The organism is Leifsonia sp. 10N434 (genome assembly GCF_056394405.1).
The window spans coordinates 350,612-362,990 of record NZ_JBFTHV010000004.1; the positions used below are offsets into that span (position 1 = coordinate 350,612).

Sequence of the window (12,379 nt, forward strand, 5' to 3'; positions counted from 1 at the left end):
CCACAGCACTAGGTAGCTGCCCCGTCCTGGATGCTTATAGCTTCGGCTTCGCGGATCAAGAGACGGGATGTTGGGGGGTGGAGCGTCTTGACCCGGGTCCAGTGGCCGGCTTCTGGCCCTTCGGACTCGTTAGAGACTACGGGAGGTACCCCCGTTTGTCACATCCTTTTGAGGCTTTTTTAACAACTCGGTAACGGAATCTACGCGTCGGCGAAGATGTGCGCTGCGAGTTCGTTGGGCAGTTCGAGCCCGTTCTCGAAGCCGTCGATCTGCACGATCACGTACGAGCCGGCGGAAGCGAAAGTGCCGGTCGAGCCGGGAAAAACGCCCGCCTGCTTGAGCTGGAGGAGCAGCTCGGGGTCGACCTGGGCCGGCTCGCCCAGCCGACGGATCCTGGCAGTCGCCACCGAATCGCGGCCATCCACCAGCTCGACGAGGTTCACGAGACCCTCTGTACTGGGGGTGGAGGCGGCCTCGCCCAGCTCCTGGAGCCCGGGGATCGGGTTGCCGTACGGCGACTCCGTCGGGTGGCCCAGCATGGTCAGCAGCTTGCGCTCGACCTGCTCGCTCATCACGTGCTCCCAGCGGCAGGCCTCTTCGTGCACGTACTCCCACTCGAGCTCGATCACGTCGCTCAGCAGGCGCTCGGCGAGACGGTGCTTGCGCATGACGTTCACGGCCTTGCGGCGGCCGTCGTCGGTGAGCTCGAGGTGGCGGTCGCCGGAGACGACGACGAGACCGTCGCGCTCCATACGGCCGACGGTCTGCGACACCGTGGGGCCGGAGTGACCCAGACGCTCGGAGATGCGCGCACGCAGGGGGACGATGTTGTCCTCCTCCAGCTCCAGAATGGTGCGAAGGTACATCTCGGTCGTGTCGATCAGATCGGTCATGAACCCCTCCACGTGCTTGTGCGCAATGCGTCTGATAGAGCCTACTTGCTGGCGATGACAGCACGGCGCAGGCCCGCGGTGCGCAGCGCTCACGGGCCCTCGGTGATTGTCAACAGCCAATAGACTCTGGTTATGCCGGATGTGACGATTCCCACTGAACTGCTGCCCGCCGACGGTCGATTCGGATGCGGACCCTCCAAGGTCCGACAGGAACAGGTCGCGTATCTGGCCGGCGCCGGCGCGGAGATCCTCGGCACCTCCCACCGCCAGGCTCCGGTGAAGAACCTGGTCGGGCGCGTACGCGAGGGCCTGGGCGAGCTGTTCCGCCTGCCCGACGGCTACGAGGTCGTGCTCGGCAACGGCGGCTCCACCGCGTTCTGGGATGCCGCAGCATTCGGTCTGATCGAGAAGCGCAGCGAGAACCTGGTGTTCGGCGAGTTCGGCGGCAAGTTCGCCGCAGCGGCGAAGGCGCCGTGGCTCGACGCACCGCACGTGATCGAGGCCCCCGGCGGTTCGCGCAGCGAGATCGAGGTCGTCGACGGCGTCGACGTGTACGCCTGGCCGCACAACGAGACGTCGACCGGCGTGATGGCGCCCGTGCGCCGCGTGAACGGCGACGCCGGAGCGCTCACCGTGGTCGACGCCACCAGCGCGGCCGGAGGCATCGACATCGACGCGTCCCAGGCCGACGTCTACTACTTCGCGCCCCAGAAGAACTTCGCCTCCGACGGCGGACTGTGGTTCGCCCTCTTCTCCCCCGCGGCCATCGAGCGCGTCGAGCGCATCGCCGCGAGCGGCCGCTACATCCCCGAGTTCCTCAGCATCAAGAACGCGGTCGACAACTCGCGCCTGAACCAGACGCTCAACACCCCGGCGATCGCGACGCTGCTCATGCTCGAGAACCAGGTGCAGTGGATCAACGGCAACGGCGGCCTCGCCTGGGCGTCGAGCCGCACGGCGGAGTCGTCGAACGCGCTTTACACCTGGGCCGACAGCGTGGACTACGCCACCCCGTTCGTGACGAACCCGGAGCACCGCTCGCAGGTCGTCGTCACGATCGACTTCGACGACGCGATCGACGCGGCGGCCATCGCCAAGACGCTCCGCGCCAACGGCATCGTCGACACGGAGCCGTACCGCAAGCTCGGCCGCAACCAGCTGCGCGTCGCGACGTTCACGGCCATCGAGCCGGATGACGTGCGCGCCCTGATCGCGTCGATCGAGTACGTGGTCGGGCAGCTGGGCTGACCGGAGCCATCATGCGCCTCTGGCTTCGCGACAGCGAGCGACGGCCCGACCCGGTGCCCGTCGAGACGGATGACCGGCGGGCCGTGCTCGTCGGGCTAGGACTGTGGCTTGTCGCCCTCGTCGTCGTCCTCGTCTTCGGCCGCCAGCTCTCCGCTGCCGGAGACGGCTGGTGGTTCTGGACGGTCGTCATCGGACTCGTTCTCGGGCTCGTCGGCCTCGGCTACCTCACCGTCAAGCGGCGCTGAGTCGAGCGACTCCGAGTCGAGCGACTCCGAGTCGTCGAGCGCGGCCGCCTCCTCCGCGGGGAGGTCGAGGTCGGCGTCGACATCCGTCTCCTCGTCGTACGAGGCATCCGCGCTGTCGATGTCGATCCCATCGATGTCGTCGAGGTGCAGGTCGTGCACATCGCTGTCGTCGTCGAGGTGCAGGTCGTGCACATCGCTGTCGTCGTCGAGGTCGTCGTCGTCTTCACTGTCGTCGTCGAGGTCGTCGGACTCGTCGTCGAACGACTCGTCGTCCGACTCCTCGTCATCCGTCTCGTCGTCGTTCTCCATTTCGGCAGCGTGCAGGGCCTCCTGCGACGCCTGGTAGTCGGCGAGGCGCTCGGACCACGGCACCCAGTCGGGCGCGAGCAGCGCGCCGTCGCCGGGCATCAGCTCGACCTCGAGCACGCTCGGCTCCGACTCGTCGTCGATGCGCGAGATCGTGACCGTCCAGTTCCAGCCCGGATAGCCGGGCATCGTGCACGCGAACAGCAAGGAGAGCACGTGCTCGCCCTCGACCTGGTGGCCGAGCGGCGCGCCGATGGTCGAAGCGGGCGTGGTCTCGAGCAGAGCGGCGCGGGCGCGGTCGACGGCGTCGAGCAGCACCTCGTCCGCGACGAGCGGAGCGGCAGGCTCAACGGCCTCGGCAGCCTCATCAGCCGCAGAGGCAGTCTCCACGCCCTCAGCAGGCGCAGACTCGGTCTCGCCGGACTCCGCCGACTCGAACGGCAGCTCGGTGTCAGGCATCCAGATCATCCGCGACCCGCCGCAGCACAGCGGCGATCTTGGCGCCGTGAGCCTTGTCGGGGTACTTGCCGCGCTTCAGGTTGGCGCCGATGCCGTCGAGGAGCTTCACGAGGTCCTCGACGATGACCGCCATGTCGTCGGCCGACTTGCGGCTGAGCTTCACCAGGCTGGGCGGTGCGTCGAGCACGCGCACCGACAGCGCCTGCGCACCGCGCTTGCCGTCGGCGATGCCGAACTCCAGGCGGGTGCCCGCTTTCACAACCGTGCCGGCAGGCAGAGCCGAGGCGTGCAGGAAGACTTCCTGGCCGTCATCGGAGCTGATGAAGCCGAAACCCTTCTCGTCGTCGTAGAACTTGACCTTGCCGGTTGGCATGGGGACCTCATTTCACATGGGCGATCGAATGACCAACCTCAATTATCCTTGATTTCGTGACCCAACAGACCCCGCCCGCGGCAAGCCGCCTCCAGCGCATCCTCTCGTACATCGTTGCCGCGCTCGTCGCGGTGTCGCTCGCGTGCATCGCCGCCATCCTCATCGGCACCGCTCTCGGCGGTTTCGCCGCCCAGGGTTCGGGTGAGGGACTGTGGCCGACCGTGTTCCTTCTCCCCTATCTCGCGCTGCCGATCGCCTTCGTGCTGATCATCGTGCTCCTCATCGTCTCGGCGAGGAAGCGCAGCCAGGAGGCGAAGGCCGCGAAAGAGGCGGCAACCGGCAAAGGCAAGCGCTAGCACCGGCTGCCAGGCGTCGCGGCGATGACCAACACGCTCGCGCTGGCAGCGCGTCTGCGCGGGATGCCCGACGACGCGCTCTCCGTCGCGCTCGCCTCCCGCACCTTCCGCCGTCAGGGCGTCACCGACTTCTTCGACCTCGCCGACGCGCTCCTCGACCGCGACTCGGTGCAGCGCGTGCTCTCCGGGCTCGACCGCACCCTGCTCGCGACGCTCGTGGCGCTCGGCGAGAGCCAGCAGCCCCTGGCTCCGGATGCGGTCGCCACCCGACTCTCCACCGCCGCCGCGACGCCGGGGCTGAGCACCGCATCCGCTCGGGCGGCCCTCAGCGCCGTCTCCGACGCCCTGCTGGCGCATCCGGAGGGCGACGACCGGTTCGCCGTCTACGACGCCGTCTCCGAGCAGCTCGCGGCCTGGCCGGGCATCGGCCTTCCGTCGCCGGCCGCGCTCGTCGACACTCCCCCGCCGCCCGCCCTCGCGCCGGTCCCCGACACCGAACGGCGCTTCACCGACCGGCTGGCCGCCGAACGCGCCTTCGAGGCGGGGGCCTCGGTCTCCGAGCTGATCGCCGAGCTCGCCCGCGAGGGAGCGCGCGAGCTGCAGAAGGGCGGCCTCGCCCTTCCCGCGAGCAAGCGGATCGCCGGAGCGCTCGCCACCGACGTCTCCACCGTGCCGACCGTGCTCTCCGTCGCCGCTCGTGCCGGCCTGATCGCGATCGACGACGGCGTCTGGCTGCCGACCGACGCCGCCTCCACCTGGCAGCACGCCCCCAGCCTCGACCGCTGGCGCGCCCTGGCGACCGCCTGGCAGGATGCCCTCCCCGACGACCTGCGCGGCATCCTGGCCGACCGCTCCCGCGCCGCGTGGGGCGAGAGTCTGCGCGACTATGTGGCCTGGCTCTACCCGGCCGGTCGTCAGAACGCGCAGGAGCGCGTCACCGCGTATATGCGCGACGCGGAATGGCTGGGGATCACCGCGCACCAGGCGCCGAGCACGGCCGGCACCACGCTGGTCGAGCACGGGCCGGAGGCGGCTGCGGCCGCGCTGCGCGACCTCTTCCCGGCCGAGGTCCACAAGGTCTACCTGCAGCATGACCTCACCGTCGTCTCCCCCGGACCGCTCGAGCCGGCCATCGACGCGCGCCTGCGCGGCATGGCCGACGTGGAGAGCCGGGCACTGGCGTCGACGTTCCGGTTCTCGGCGGCGAGCGTCAACCGGGCGATCACCGCGGGCGAGACGGCGGAGAGCATCCGGTCGTTCCTGGCGGAGGTCTCGCTCACCGGTGTTCCGCAGCCCCTCGACTACCTGATCACCGACGCGACGGAGCGATACGGCCGCATCCGGGTGCGGGATGTCGACGAGCCGGGCTCGCGCGCCCGGTCGGCCGTCGTGAGCGAGGACGCCGGCATCCTGCGCACCATCGAGGTCGACCAGGCGCTCAGTTCCCTCGGTCTCGTGAGAACCGCGCCGGACGTGCTGCAGAGCAGGTTCGCCCGCGACGTCGTCTTCTGGGCCCTCAGCGATGCGCGCTACCCCGTCGCCGCCGAAGACGCGCGCGGCAACATCGTCGGCATCCGGCGGCACCGCCTCGCCCACCCGCGCCCGCACTCGGATGACGTCCCGTACGCCGACCTCATCGCCCGCCTGCGCGCGGCGGAGGTCGACGAGGAGGGGAGCACCCACGAGCAGTGGCTCGCGCGGCAGCTCGACCTGGCCATCCGCGCGAAGCAGACCGTGATCGTCGAGGTGGCGCTGCCCGACGGCCGGCAGCTCGACTACGTGCTCGAGCCGACCGGTGTCGGCGGCGGCCGGCTGCGCGGACGGGATCGCGCGGCCGACATCGAGCGCACCCTCCCCTTGTCGAGCGTGCGGGGGATCCGGCCGGCCGAGCCTGGCGCCTGAGCCTGGCGCCGAGCCCGGAGCCAGCGCCCGGCGCCTGAGCAGGGAGGACGCGTTGCGGGCGTAGACTCATCCGTTATGTCCGATGGCCCCCTGATCGTCCAAAGCGACCGCACCGTGCTCCTGGAGGTCGCGCATCCGGCGGCCGAGGACGCCCGCCACGATCTCGCCGTCTTCGCCGAGCTCGAGCGCGCTCCCGAGCACATCCACACCTACCGGATCACCCGGCTCGGCCTCTGGAACGCGCGCGCCGCCGGACACTCCGCCGAGGACATGCTCGCGACCCTCGAGCGCTACTCGAAGTTTCCGATCCCGCAGACCGTCTCGGTCGACATGTCCGAGACCGTCGCCCGCTACGGCCGCCTGGTGATCGAGCGCGACGACGAGGGCGTGCTGCTGCTGCGCTCGGAGGACCTCGCGGTGCTCACCGAGGTCGCCGGCGCCAAGCGCATCTCTCCGCTGCTGCTGGAACGCCGCGACGACACGACGTTCGTCGTCGAGGCCTGGGCGCGGGGGCAGCTCAAGCAGGAGCTCGTGAAGCTCGGCTGGCCGGCCGAGGATCTCGCCGGCTACACCCCGGGGACGCCGCATCCGATCGACCTGGTCGAAGACGGCTGGGCCCTGCGCGACTACCAGCACAAGGCGGTCGACAACTTCTTCGACGGCGGCAGCGGTGTCGTCGTGCTCCCCTGTGGTGCGGGCAAGACCCTGGTCGGCGCCGGAGCGATGGCGACCGCGAAGACGACGACGCTCATTCTCGTGACGAACACGGTCTCGGCGCGGCAGTGGCGCGACGAGCTGCTGAAGCGCACCACGCTCACCGCCGAGGAGATCGGCGAGTACTCGGGCCAGGTCAAAGAGGTCAAGCCCGTCACGATCGCCACGTACCAGATCCTCACCGCCAAGCGGAAGGGCGAGTACGCCCACCTCGCGCTGCTCGACGCGATGGACTGGGGACTCGTGGTCTACGACGAGGTGCACCTGCTGCCCGCCCCCGTGTTCAAGCTGACCGCCGAGCTGCAGGCCCGGCGTCGGCTGGGCCTCACCGCCACGCTCGTGCGCGAGGACGGCCGCGAGGGCGACGTGTTCAGTCTCATCGGTCCCAAGCGGTTCGACGCCCCGTGGAAGGAGATCGAGGCGCAGGGCTTCATCTCCCCCGCCGCCTGCTACGAGGTGCGCATCGACCTGCCGCAGTCCGAGCGGCTCTCCTACGCGGCGGCCGCCGACGACGAGCGCTACCGACTCGCGGCGACCGCGCCGGCGAAGCTGGATGTCGTGCGGCAGCTGGTCGCGCGGCATGCCGGGGAGCGCATCCTGGTCATCGGACAGTACCTCGACCAGATCGACGAGCTGGCGGAGGCGCTCGACGCACCAAAACTCACCGGAGCGACGCCGGTCGACGAGCGCGAGCGGCTGTACCAGGAGTTCCGCGAGGGCCGCACCACGGTGCTGGTGGTCAGCAAGGTGGCGAACTTCTCGGTGGACCTCCCGGAGGCGACGGTGGCGATCCAGGTCTCCGGATCGTTCGGGTCGCGTCAGGAAGAGGCCCAGCGCCTCGGCCGCCTGCTGCGCCCGAAGGAGTCGGGCCTCTCGGCGAACTTCTACACGCTGGTCTCGCGTGACACGGTCGACCAGGACTTCGCGCAGAACCGGCAGCGCTTCCTGGCGGAGCAGGGCTACAGCTACACGATCCTCGACGCCCACGCGCTGGCCGCCTGACGCGGGTGCCCGGTGGTGCGTTAACGCACGACGGGCCCAGCCCGCGGCGCGCAACCGCACGACTGGCGGGAGGACGACTCGCGGGAGGAGGACTCTCGGGAGGAGAATCACCGCCGCTCGCGCGCGCAGACGAGGCCGCAGCAGCCTAGGCCGCGCGCAGCCGGGCGAGCGTCGTGCGCGCCTCGGCCGACGCGCGGTCCTCCGCGAGCACGATGAGCGCCTTCCAGAGCGCCCATCCCTTCGCCCGCGCCCAGGTCGCGTCGTCGAGTCCGACAGCCCGACGGAACGCCGAACGACCGGCGCCCTCGAGCGACGTCCACGCCAGCACCAGGTCGCAGGCAGGATCGCCGACACCGGAGGTGCCGAAATCGATCACCGCGCTCAACCGTCCATCCCGCATCAGCAGGTTGCCGACCGCGATGTCCCCGTGCAGCCACACCGGGTGTCCGCCCCAGAGCGAGTCGAGCGCCTCGGCCCACACGCCACGCGCCCAGTCCGCATCCGCGCCCCGCGCCGCCCCTGACCAGCCCTCCGCACCAAGGGCCGCGATCGCTCGCTCCGTCTCCTCCGCGTACACAGCCGGCGGGTCACCGCGGAAGAAGTTGTGCTCGCCTGGCGCAGGCCCGCCCCGGGCATCCGCGGCGCGCAACGCGACGAGGAACCCGCCGACCGCCTCGCCGAAGGCGACCGCATCCCCGAGTCCGGCCGACGCGGCGGGCTCGCCCGCGATCCAGCGGTACACCGACCACGGGAACGGATACCCGTCACCGGGCTCCCCGACCGCCACCGGCGTCGGGATCGGCAGCGGCAGCACCGGCGCGAGCCGCGGCAGCCAGGTCTGCTCCTTCGCCACCTGCTGCGCGTACCAGGGCCCCGTGGGCATCCGGATGCTCAGCTCGTCGCCGAGCCGGAACGTGCGGTTGTCCCACCCGCTGAGTGTGACGGGGCGGATGGGCAGGTCGCGCCACGCCGGGAACTGCGCATCGACGAGGCGTCGGGCCAGCGCGAGGTCGATGGAGTCGCGGTCGAACGCCTTCCCCGCGCTCATTCCGCGCTCATCCCCGACTCATCCCGCGCTCATCGCCGCAGGTACCGGAGCAGCAGCGTGTCCCCGGAGATCAGCGTGTGCGCCAGCCGCAGCCCGACGGGCACGATCGGCGACGCCCCCGCCGAGATTCGTGACGCGACGCCCGCCTCGAGCCGCGGACTGATCGTCAGGCACAGCTCGTCGAGCACCCCCGTCGCGATCAGGTCGGCGAACAGATGCGGGCCGCCCTCGCAGTGGATGCGGCCCAGGCCACGCTCGTTCAGCACCCGCACGAGCACGTCGGGCTCCACCCGGTCGCGCCCGCACACGACGACATCCGCCACCTCGGCGAGCGCCTCGCGGGCATCCGGCCTCGACGACTCGGTGGTGAGGATGATCGGCCGGAGCGGCGCATCCGCGAAGATCGGGCTCGCCGGGTCGAGGTCGAGGGCGGCCGAGACGATCGCGAACACCGGATGCGGGGTCATGCCCGCCTCGGACCTGATGCGCTCCGACACCGCATCGACGCGCATCGCGCTGTAGCTCTCGGCGCGCACCGTGCCCGCGCCGACGACGACCACGTCGCAGAGCCGGCGCAGGATGGCGAAGACGCGCTTGTCCGCCTCGTCGGACAATCCGCCGGAGAGCCCCTGGTGCGTGGCCGCACCGTCGACGCTGGAGACGAAGTTCACGCGCACCCACGGGCCGTCGCCGGCGGACTCCGCGTAGAGGGCGGCGATCTCATCGTCGCCGAGACCGTCGACGGCGGGCAGCGGGTGCACCTTCGTGATGCCGGGCTCAGTCATTCACGTCTCCCATGTTGTGCCGGAGGTGGGCCGGTTCGCGCAGGCCGAGGATCGCCTCCGTCATCCTGGCCGCCGCGACCGAGGCCGCCACGTCGTGCATCCGGATGATCCTGGCCCCGTTCACGATCGCCACCACGGCGGCCGCGAGCGAGCCCTCGAGCCGTTCGGCGCGCGGGGCGTCGAGGGTCTCTCCGATGAAGTCCTTGTTCGAGACCGCCGCGAGCGTGGGGTACCCCAGGTCGGCGATCACGCTCAGCCGCCGGGTGAGTTCGAGCGAGTGCAGCGTGTTCTTGTTGAGGTCGTGACCGGGGTCGACGATGAGCCGTTCCTCCGGGATGCCGGCGGCCAGCGCGCGCTCCACCCGGTCGGCGAGGAAGGCCGCGACCTCGGCCGCGATGTCGTCGTACTGCGGTCGTGGATACGGGGTGCGCGGCCGGGCGAGGCTGTGGGTGAGCACGAGCGTCGCCTCGCTGTCGGCGACGACGGGCAGCAGGCCGGGATCGCTCAGGCCCGTCGTGTCGTTGATCACGGTCGCACCGGCCCGGATGGCGCGTCGAGCCACCTCGGCGTGGAACGTGTCGACCGAGATCACCACGTCGGAACCGGCACGCAGCTCGGCGATCACCGGCACCACCCGGTCGGCCTCCTCGTCCACCGGGATGGGCGCGCCCGGCGCGAACGGGGCCCCGCCGATGTCGACCCAGTCGGCGCCGCGCTCGACGGCCTTGAACGAGGCGGTCACGGCACGGTCGAGGGCGAAGGTGCTGCCCTGGTCGAAGAACGAGTCCGGGGTGCGGTTCACCACGGCCATCACCGCGACGCGGCGCGAGAAGTCGAAGGTGCGGGCGCCGATCGAGCGGATGGGCACGCGCAGCGGCGGCAGGTACATCGGATGCGTGTCTGCGGCGGGTGCGTTGGGGCCGGGCGCCGAGACGGCGGACGGCGAGCCGGGACCGGGCGCCGAGACGGCGGACGAGCCGGGCGGGTCAGACGGCCGCAAGGTCGATGCTCTCGTCCGTCAGCCGCGCTCGGTCGACGCGCTCACCGCTGCGGATCAGCCGCTGCACCTCCTCGTTCACGTCCCAGACGTTCACGTTCATCCCGGCGACCACGCGGTCGTCGCGCAGCCAGAACGCGATGAACTCGCGCGCCTCCCGGTCGCCGCGGTAGACGATCTCGGCGTCGGCCGCCAGCGGCCCGTAGCCCGAATACTCCATGCCCAGATCGTATTGGTCCGAGTAGAAGTACGGGATGTCGTCATAGGAAGCGTGCTGCCCGAGGATGCTGCGGGCAGCGACCTTTCCGCCGGCGATCGCATTCGCCCAGTGCTCGTTGCGCAGGTGCTGCCCGATGGCCGGGAGGAACGGGTTCGCCACGTCGCCCACGGCGTACACGTCCTCCGCGCTGGCGTGCATCCCGGCGTCGACCAGGATGCCGTTGTTGAGGTCGAGTCCCGAGCGCTCGGCGACGAGCGTGTTCGGAGCCGCCCCGGCGCCGACCACCACGATGTCGGCGGTGATCCGCTCGCCGTTGGAGACGACCACCTCGCGTGGCCCGTCGTCGTCCCCGCCGATGGCGACAACGGAGACGCCGTTGCGGAACTCCACGCCGTGATCGCGATGCAGCTGCTCGTAGACGCGCCCGAGCTCCGGACCGATCGCCGACGCGAGCGGCACCGCGGCGTGCCCGAGCACCGTCACGTCGTTGCCGTAACCGCGAGCGGCCGCCGCGACCTCCATGCCGATCCAGCCGGAGCCGACGATCACCACGCGTCGGCCGCCGACCGAGAGCGCCGACCGCAGCCACTCGCTCTCGTCGATCGTGCGCAGCACGTACACGGCGCCGTGGCCGGCGCCCGGCACGTCGAGGTGGCGCGGGCTGGCGCCGGTCGCGATCACCAGGCTGTCGAAGGTGAGCCGCGCTCCCCCGGAGACGAACAGCTCGTGCGCCGGGCCGTCGAACGACCCCGCCTCGGTCTTCGGCATGAACTCGATGTGGTGCTGCGCGTACCACTCGTCCGGATGCACGAACGCCTCCGAGCGGTCGGCCTCGCCCTTCAGGTACTCCTTCGACAGCGGCGGCCGGATGTACGGATGATGCGCCTCGGAGCCGAGCAGCAGGATCCTGCCCTCGTACCCGCCCTCGCGCAGCTCGGTGGCGGTCGTCGCTCCGGCGAGACCCGCGCCGGCGATGACGACGGTGGGTGTGGGCATGGCGTCCTCCTTGGTGGGCTTCGCAGCGTCTCCTCTCAGCATCCACCGTTCACACGGGCGCCGCCAGCACTGTGTACTCAGCGCACACCGACGACTCACAGCTTGGATTCAGCCGACGCGCAGATAATATTTCCATGAACGCTGGCCCTCGCATTCTCATCGTCGACGACGAGCCCAACATCCGCGACCTCCTCACCACCAGCCTCCGCTTCGCCGGGTTCGCCGTGCGTGCGGTCGGCAACGGTGCTCAAGCGATCTCCGCGGTCCTCGAAGAGGAACCCGACCTGATCATCCTCGACGTCATGCTGCCCGACATGAACGGCTTCGGCGTCACCAAGCGCCTCCGCGGCGCCGGGTACACCGCGCCCATCCTGTTCCTCACGGCCAAAGACGACACCGAAGACAAGATCACCGGTCTCACGGTCGGCGGCGACGACTACGTCACCAAGCCGTTCAGCCTCGACGAGATCGTCGCCCGCATCAAGGCCATCCTGCGCCGCACGATGCAGGCCGACGAAGACGCCGTGATCCGAGCCGGTGAGCTCACCATGGATCAGGACACCCACGAGGTGTTCGTCGGCGACACGGCCATCGAGCTGAGCCCGACCGAGTTCAAGCTGCTGCGCTACCTGATGCTCAACCCCAACCGGGTGCTCAGCAAGGCGCAGATCCTCGACCACGTCTGGGAGTACGACTTCAACGGCGACGCCGGCATCGTGGAGTCCTACATCTCGTACCTGCGCCGCAAGGTCGACGCGCACTCGAGCGAGCCGCTCATCCAGACCAAGCGCGGTTTCGGCTACATGCTGAAGGCCGCGAAAGTCTGAGCGCCCAC

Annotated in this window: 12 protein-coding genes and 1 pseudogene; 6 read left to right on the forward strand and 7 right to left on the reverse strand. The window is 70.3% G+C overall.

What is annotated here, in order from left to right; translation table 11 throughout:
• Nucleotides 1-200: 200 nt before the first annotated feature.
• Nucleotides 201-893: an iron-dependent transcriptional repressor DtxR gene (locus tag AC1DB1_RS12990; RefSeq protein WP_271175458.1), complete on the reverse strand. Its 693-nt coding sequence runs from the start codon at nt 891-893 to the stop codon at nt 201-203.
• A gap of 132 nt (nt 894-1,025) precedes the next feature.
• Between AC1DB1_RS12990 and serC the strand changes: the two genes are divergently transcribed.
• Together serC and AC1DB1_RS13000 are read left to right on the forward strand one after the other, a co-directional pair.
• Nucleotides 1,026-2,141, forward strand: a complete 1,116-nt coding sequence (gene serC, locus AC1DB1_RS12995; RefSeq protein ID WP_477201071.1) for a phosphoserine transaminase — start codon at nt 1,026-1,028, stop codon at nt 2,139-2,141.
• 11 nt (nt 2,142-2,152) lie between these two features.
• On the forward strand, nt 2,153-2,386 hold the full coding sequence (locus AC1DB1_RS13000; protein ID WP_271175460.1) for a DUF2530 domain-containing protein: 234 nt from the start codon (nt 2,153-2,155) through the stop codon (nt 2,384-2,386).
• Between the two features lie 291 nt (nt 2,387-2,677).
• Here AC1DB1_RS13000 and AC1DB1_RS13005 read toward each other — a convergent pair.
• Nucleotides 2,678-3,160 (reverse strand): annotated as a pseudogene (locus AC1DB1_RS13005) (DUF3027 domain-containing protein); the annotation flags it as partial.
• Nucleotides 3,144-3,524, reverse strand: a complete 381-nt coding sequence (locus AC1DB1_RS13010; protein WP_271175461.1) for a cold-shock protein — start codon at nt 3,522-3,524, stop codon at nt 3,144-3,146. The pseudogene AC1DB1_RS13005 and the gene AC1DB1_RS13010, both read right to left, overlap by 17 nt.
• 56 nt (nt 3,525-3,580) lie before the next feature.
• Between AC1DB1_RS13010 and AC1DB1_RS13015 the strand changes: the two genes are divergently transcribed.
• From AC1DB1_RS13015 to AC1DB1_RS13025, 3 genes are all read left to right on the forward strand, one after another.
• Nucleotides 3,581-3,880 (forward strand): hypothetical protein, encoded by a 300-nt coding sequence (locus AC1DB1_RS13015; RefSeq protein WP_271175462.1) that lies wholly within the window; start codon nt 3,581-3,583, stop codon nt 3,878-3,880.
• A 24-nt stretch (nt 3,881-3,904) separates the two neighbouring features.
• Nucleotides 3,905-5,782, forward strand: coding sequence for a helicase-associated domain-containing protein (locus AC1DB1_RS13020; protein ID WP_477201072.1), 1,878 nt, complete (start codon nt 3,905-3,907; stop codon nt 5,780-5,782).
• Nucleotides 5,783-5,857: 75 nt separating this feature from the next.
• Nucleotides 5,858-7,498 (forward strand): DNA repair helicase XPB, encoded by a 1,641-nt coding sequence (locus AC1DB1_RS13025; protein ID WP_271175464.1) that lies wholly within the window; start codon nt 5,858-5,860, stop codon nt 7,496-7,498.
• 145 nt (nt 7,499-7,643) lie between these two features.
• On the opposite strand, the gene AC1DB1_RS13030 is transcribed toward AC1DB1_RS13025, so the two are convergent.
• The 4 genes from AC1DB1_RS13030 to AC1DB1_RS13045 form a co-directional block, all read right to left on the reverse strand.
• Nucleotides 7,644-8,546, reverse strand: coding sequence for an aminoglycoside phosphotransferase family protein (locus AC1DB1_RS13030; RefSeq protein WP_477201073.1), 903 nt, complete (start codon nt 8,544-8,546; stop codon nt 7,644-7,646).
• 29 nt (nt 8,547-8,575) lie between these two features.
• A complete protein-coding gene (locus AC1DB1_RS13035) occupies nt 8,576-9,331 on the reverse strand; it encodes a pyrimidine reductase family protein (protein ID WP_477201074.1) in 756 nt (251 codons plus the stop codon).
• Entirely contained in the window at nt 9,324-10,220 is an 897-nt protein-coding gene (gene folP / locus AC1DB1_RS13040; RefSeq protein WP_477201161.1) for a dihydropteroate synthase, read from the reverse strand. Before folP ends, AC1DB1_RS13035 begins: the two co-directional genes overlap by 8 nt.
• Before the next feature lie 97 nt (nt 10,221-10,317).
• Nucleotides 10,318-11,544 carry an NAD(P)/FAD-dependent oxidoreductase gene (locus AC1DB1_RS13045; protein WP_477201075.1) on the reverse strand — a complete coding sequence of 409 codons (1,227 nt, stop codon included), beginning with the start codon at nt 11,542-11,544 and terminating at the stop codon, nt 10,318-10,320.
• A gap of 134 nt (nt 11,545-11,678) precedes the next feature.
• Between AC1DB1_RS13045 and AC1DB1_RS13050 the strand changes: the two genes are divergently transcribed.
• Nucleotides 11,679-12,371, forward strand: a complete 693-nt coding sequence (locus AC1DB1_RS13050; RefSeq protein WP_055895214.1) for a response regulator transcription factor — start codon at nt 11,679-11,681, stop codon at nt 12,369-12,371.
• Nucleotides 12,372-12,379 lie beyond the last annotated feature (8 nt).

What these genes read in the sequence shown, in the direction of transcription:
- AC1DB1_RS13050 (WP_055895214.1), top strand. Translation starts at nt 11,679, where the DNA reads ATGAACGCTGGCCCTCGCATTCTCATCGTCGACGACGAGCCCAACATC.
- AC1DB1_RS13010 (WP_271175461.1), bottom strand. Translation starts at nt 3,524, where the DNA reads ATGCCAACCGGCAAGGTCAAGTTCTACGACGACGAGAAGGGTTTCGGC.
- AC1DB1_RS13025 (WP_271175464.1), top strand. Translation starts at nt 5,858, where the DNA reads ATGTCCGATGGCCCCCTGATCGTCCAAAGCGACCGCACCGTGCTCCTG.
- AC1DB1_RS13035 (WP_477201074.1), bottom strand. Translation starts at nt 9,331, where the DNA reads ATGACTGAGCCCGGCATCACGAAGGTGCACCCGCTGCCCGCCGTCGAC.
- AC1DB1_RS12990 (WP_271175458.1), bottom strand. Translation starts at nt 893, where the DNA reads ATGACCGATCTGATCGACACGACCGAGATGTACCTTCGCACCATTCTG.
- AC1DB1_RS13000 (WP_271175460.1), top strand. Translation starts at nt 2,153, where the DNA reads ATGCGCCTCTGGCTTCGCGACAGCGAGCGACGGCCCGACCCGGTGCCC.
- AC1DB1_RS13030 (WP_477201073.1), bottom strand. Translation starts at nt 8,546, where the DNA reads ATGAGCGCGGGGAAGGCGTTCGACCGCGACTCCATCGACCTCGCGCTG.
- folP (WP_477201161.1), bottom strand. Translation starts at nt 10,220, where the DNA reads ATGTACCTGCCGCCGCTGCGCGTGCCCATCCGCTCGATCGGCGCCCGC.
- serC (WP_477201071.1), top strand. Translation starts at nt 1,026, where the DNA reads ATGCCGGATGTGACGATTCCCACTGAACTGCTGCCCGCCGACGGTCGA.
- AC1DB1_RS13020 (WP_477201072.1), top strand. Translation starts at nt 3,905, where the DNA reads ATGACCAACACGCTCGCGCTGGCAGCGCGTCTGCGCGGGATGCCCGAC.
- AC1DB1_RS13045 (WP_477201075.1), bottom strand. Translation starts at nt 11,544, where the DNA reads ATGCCCACACCCACCGTCGTCATCGCCGGCGCGGGTCTCGCCGGAGCG.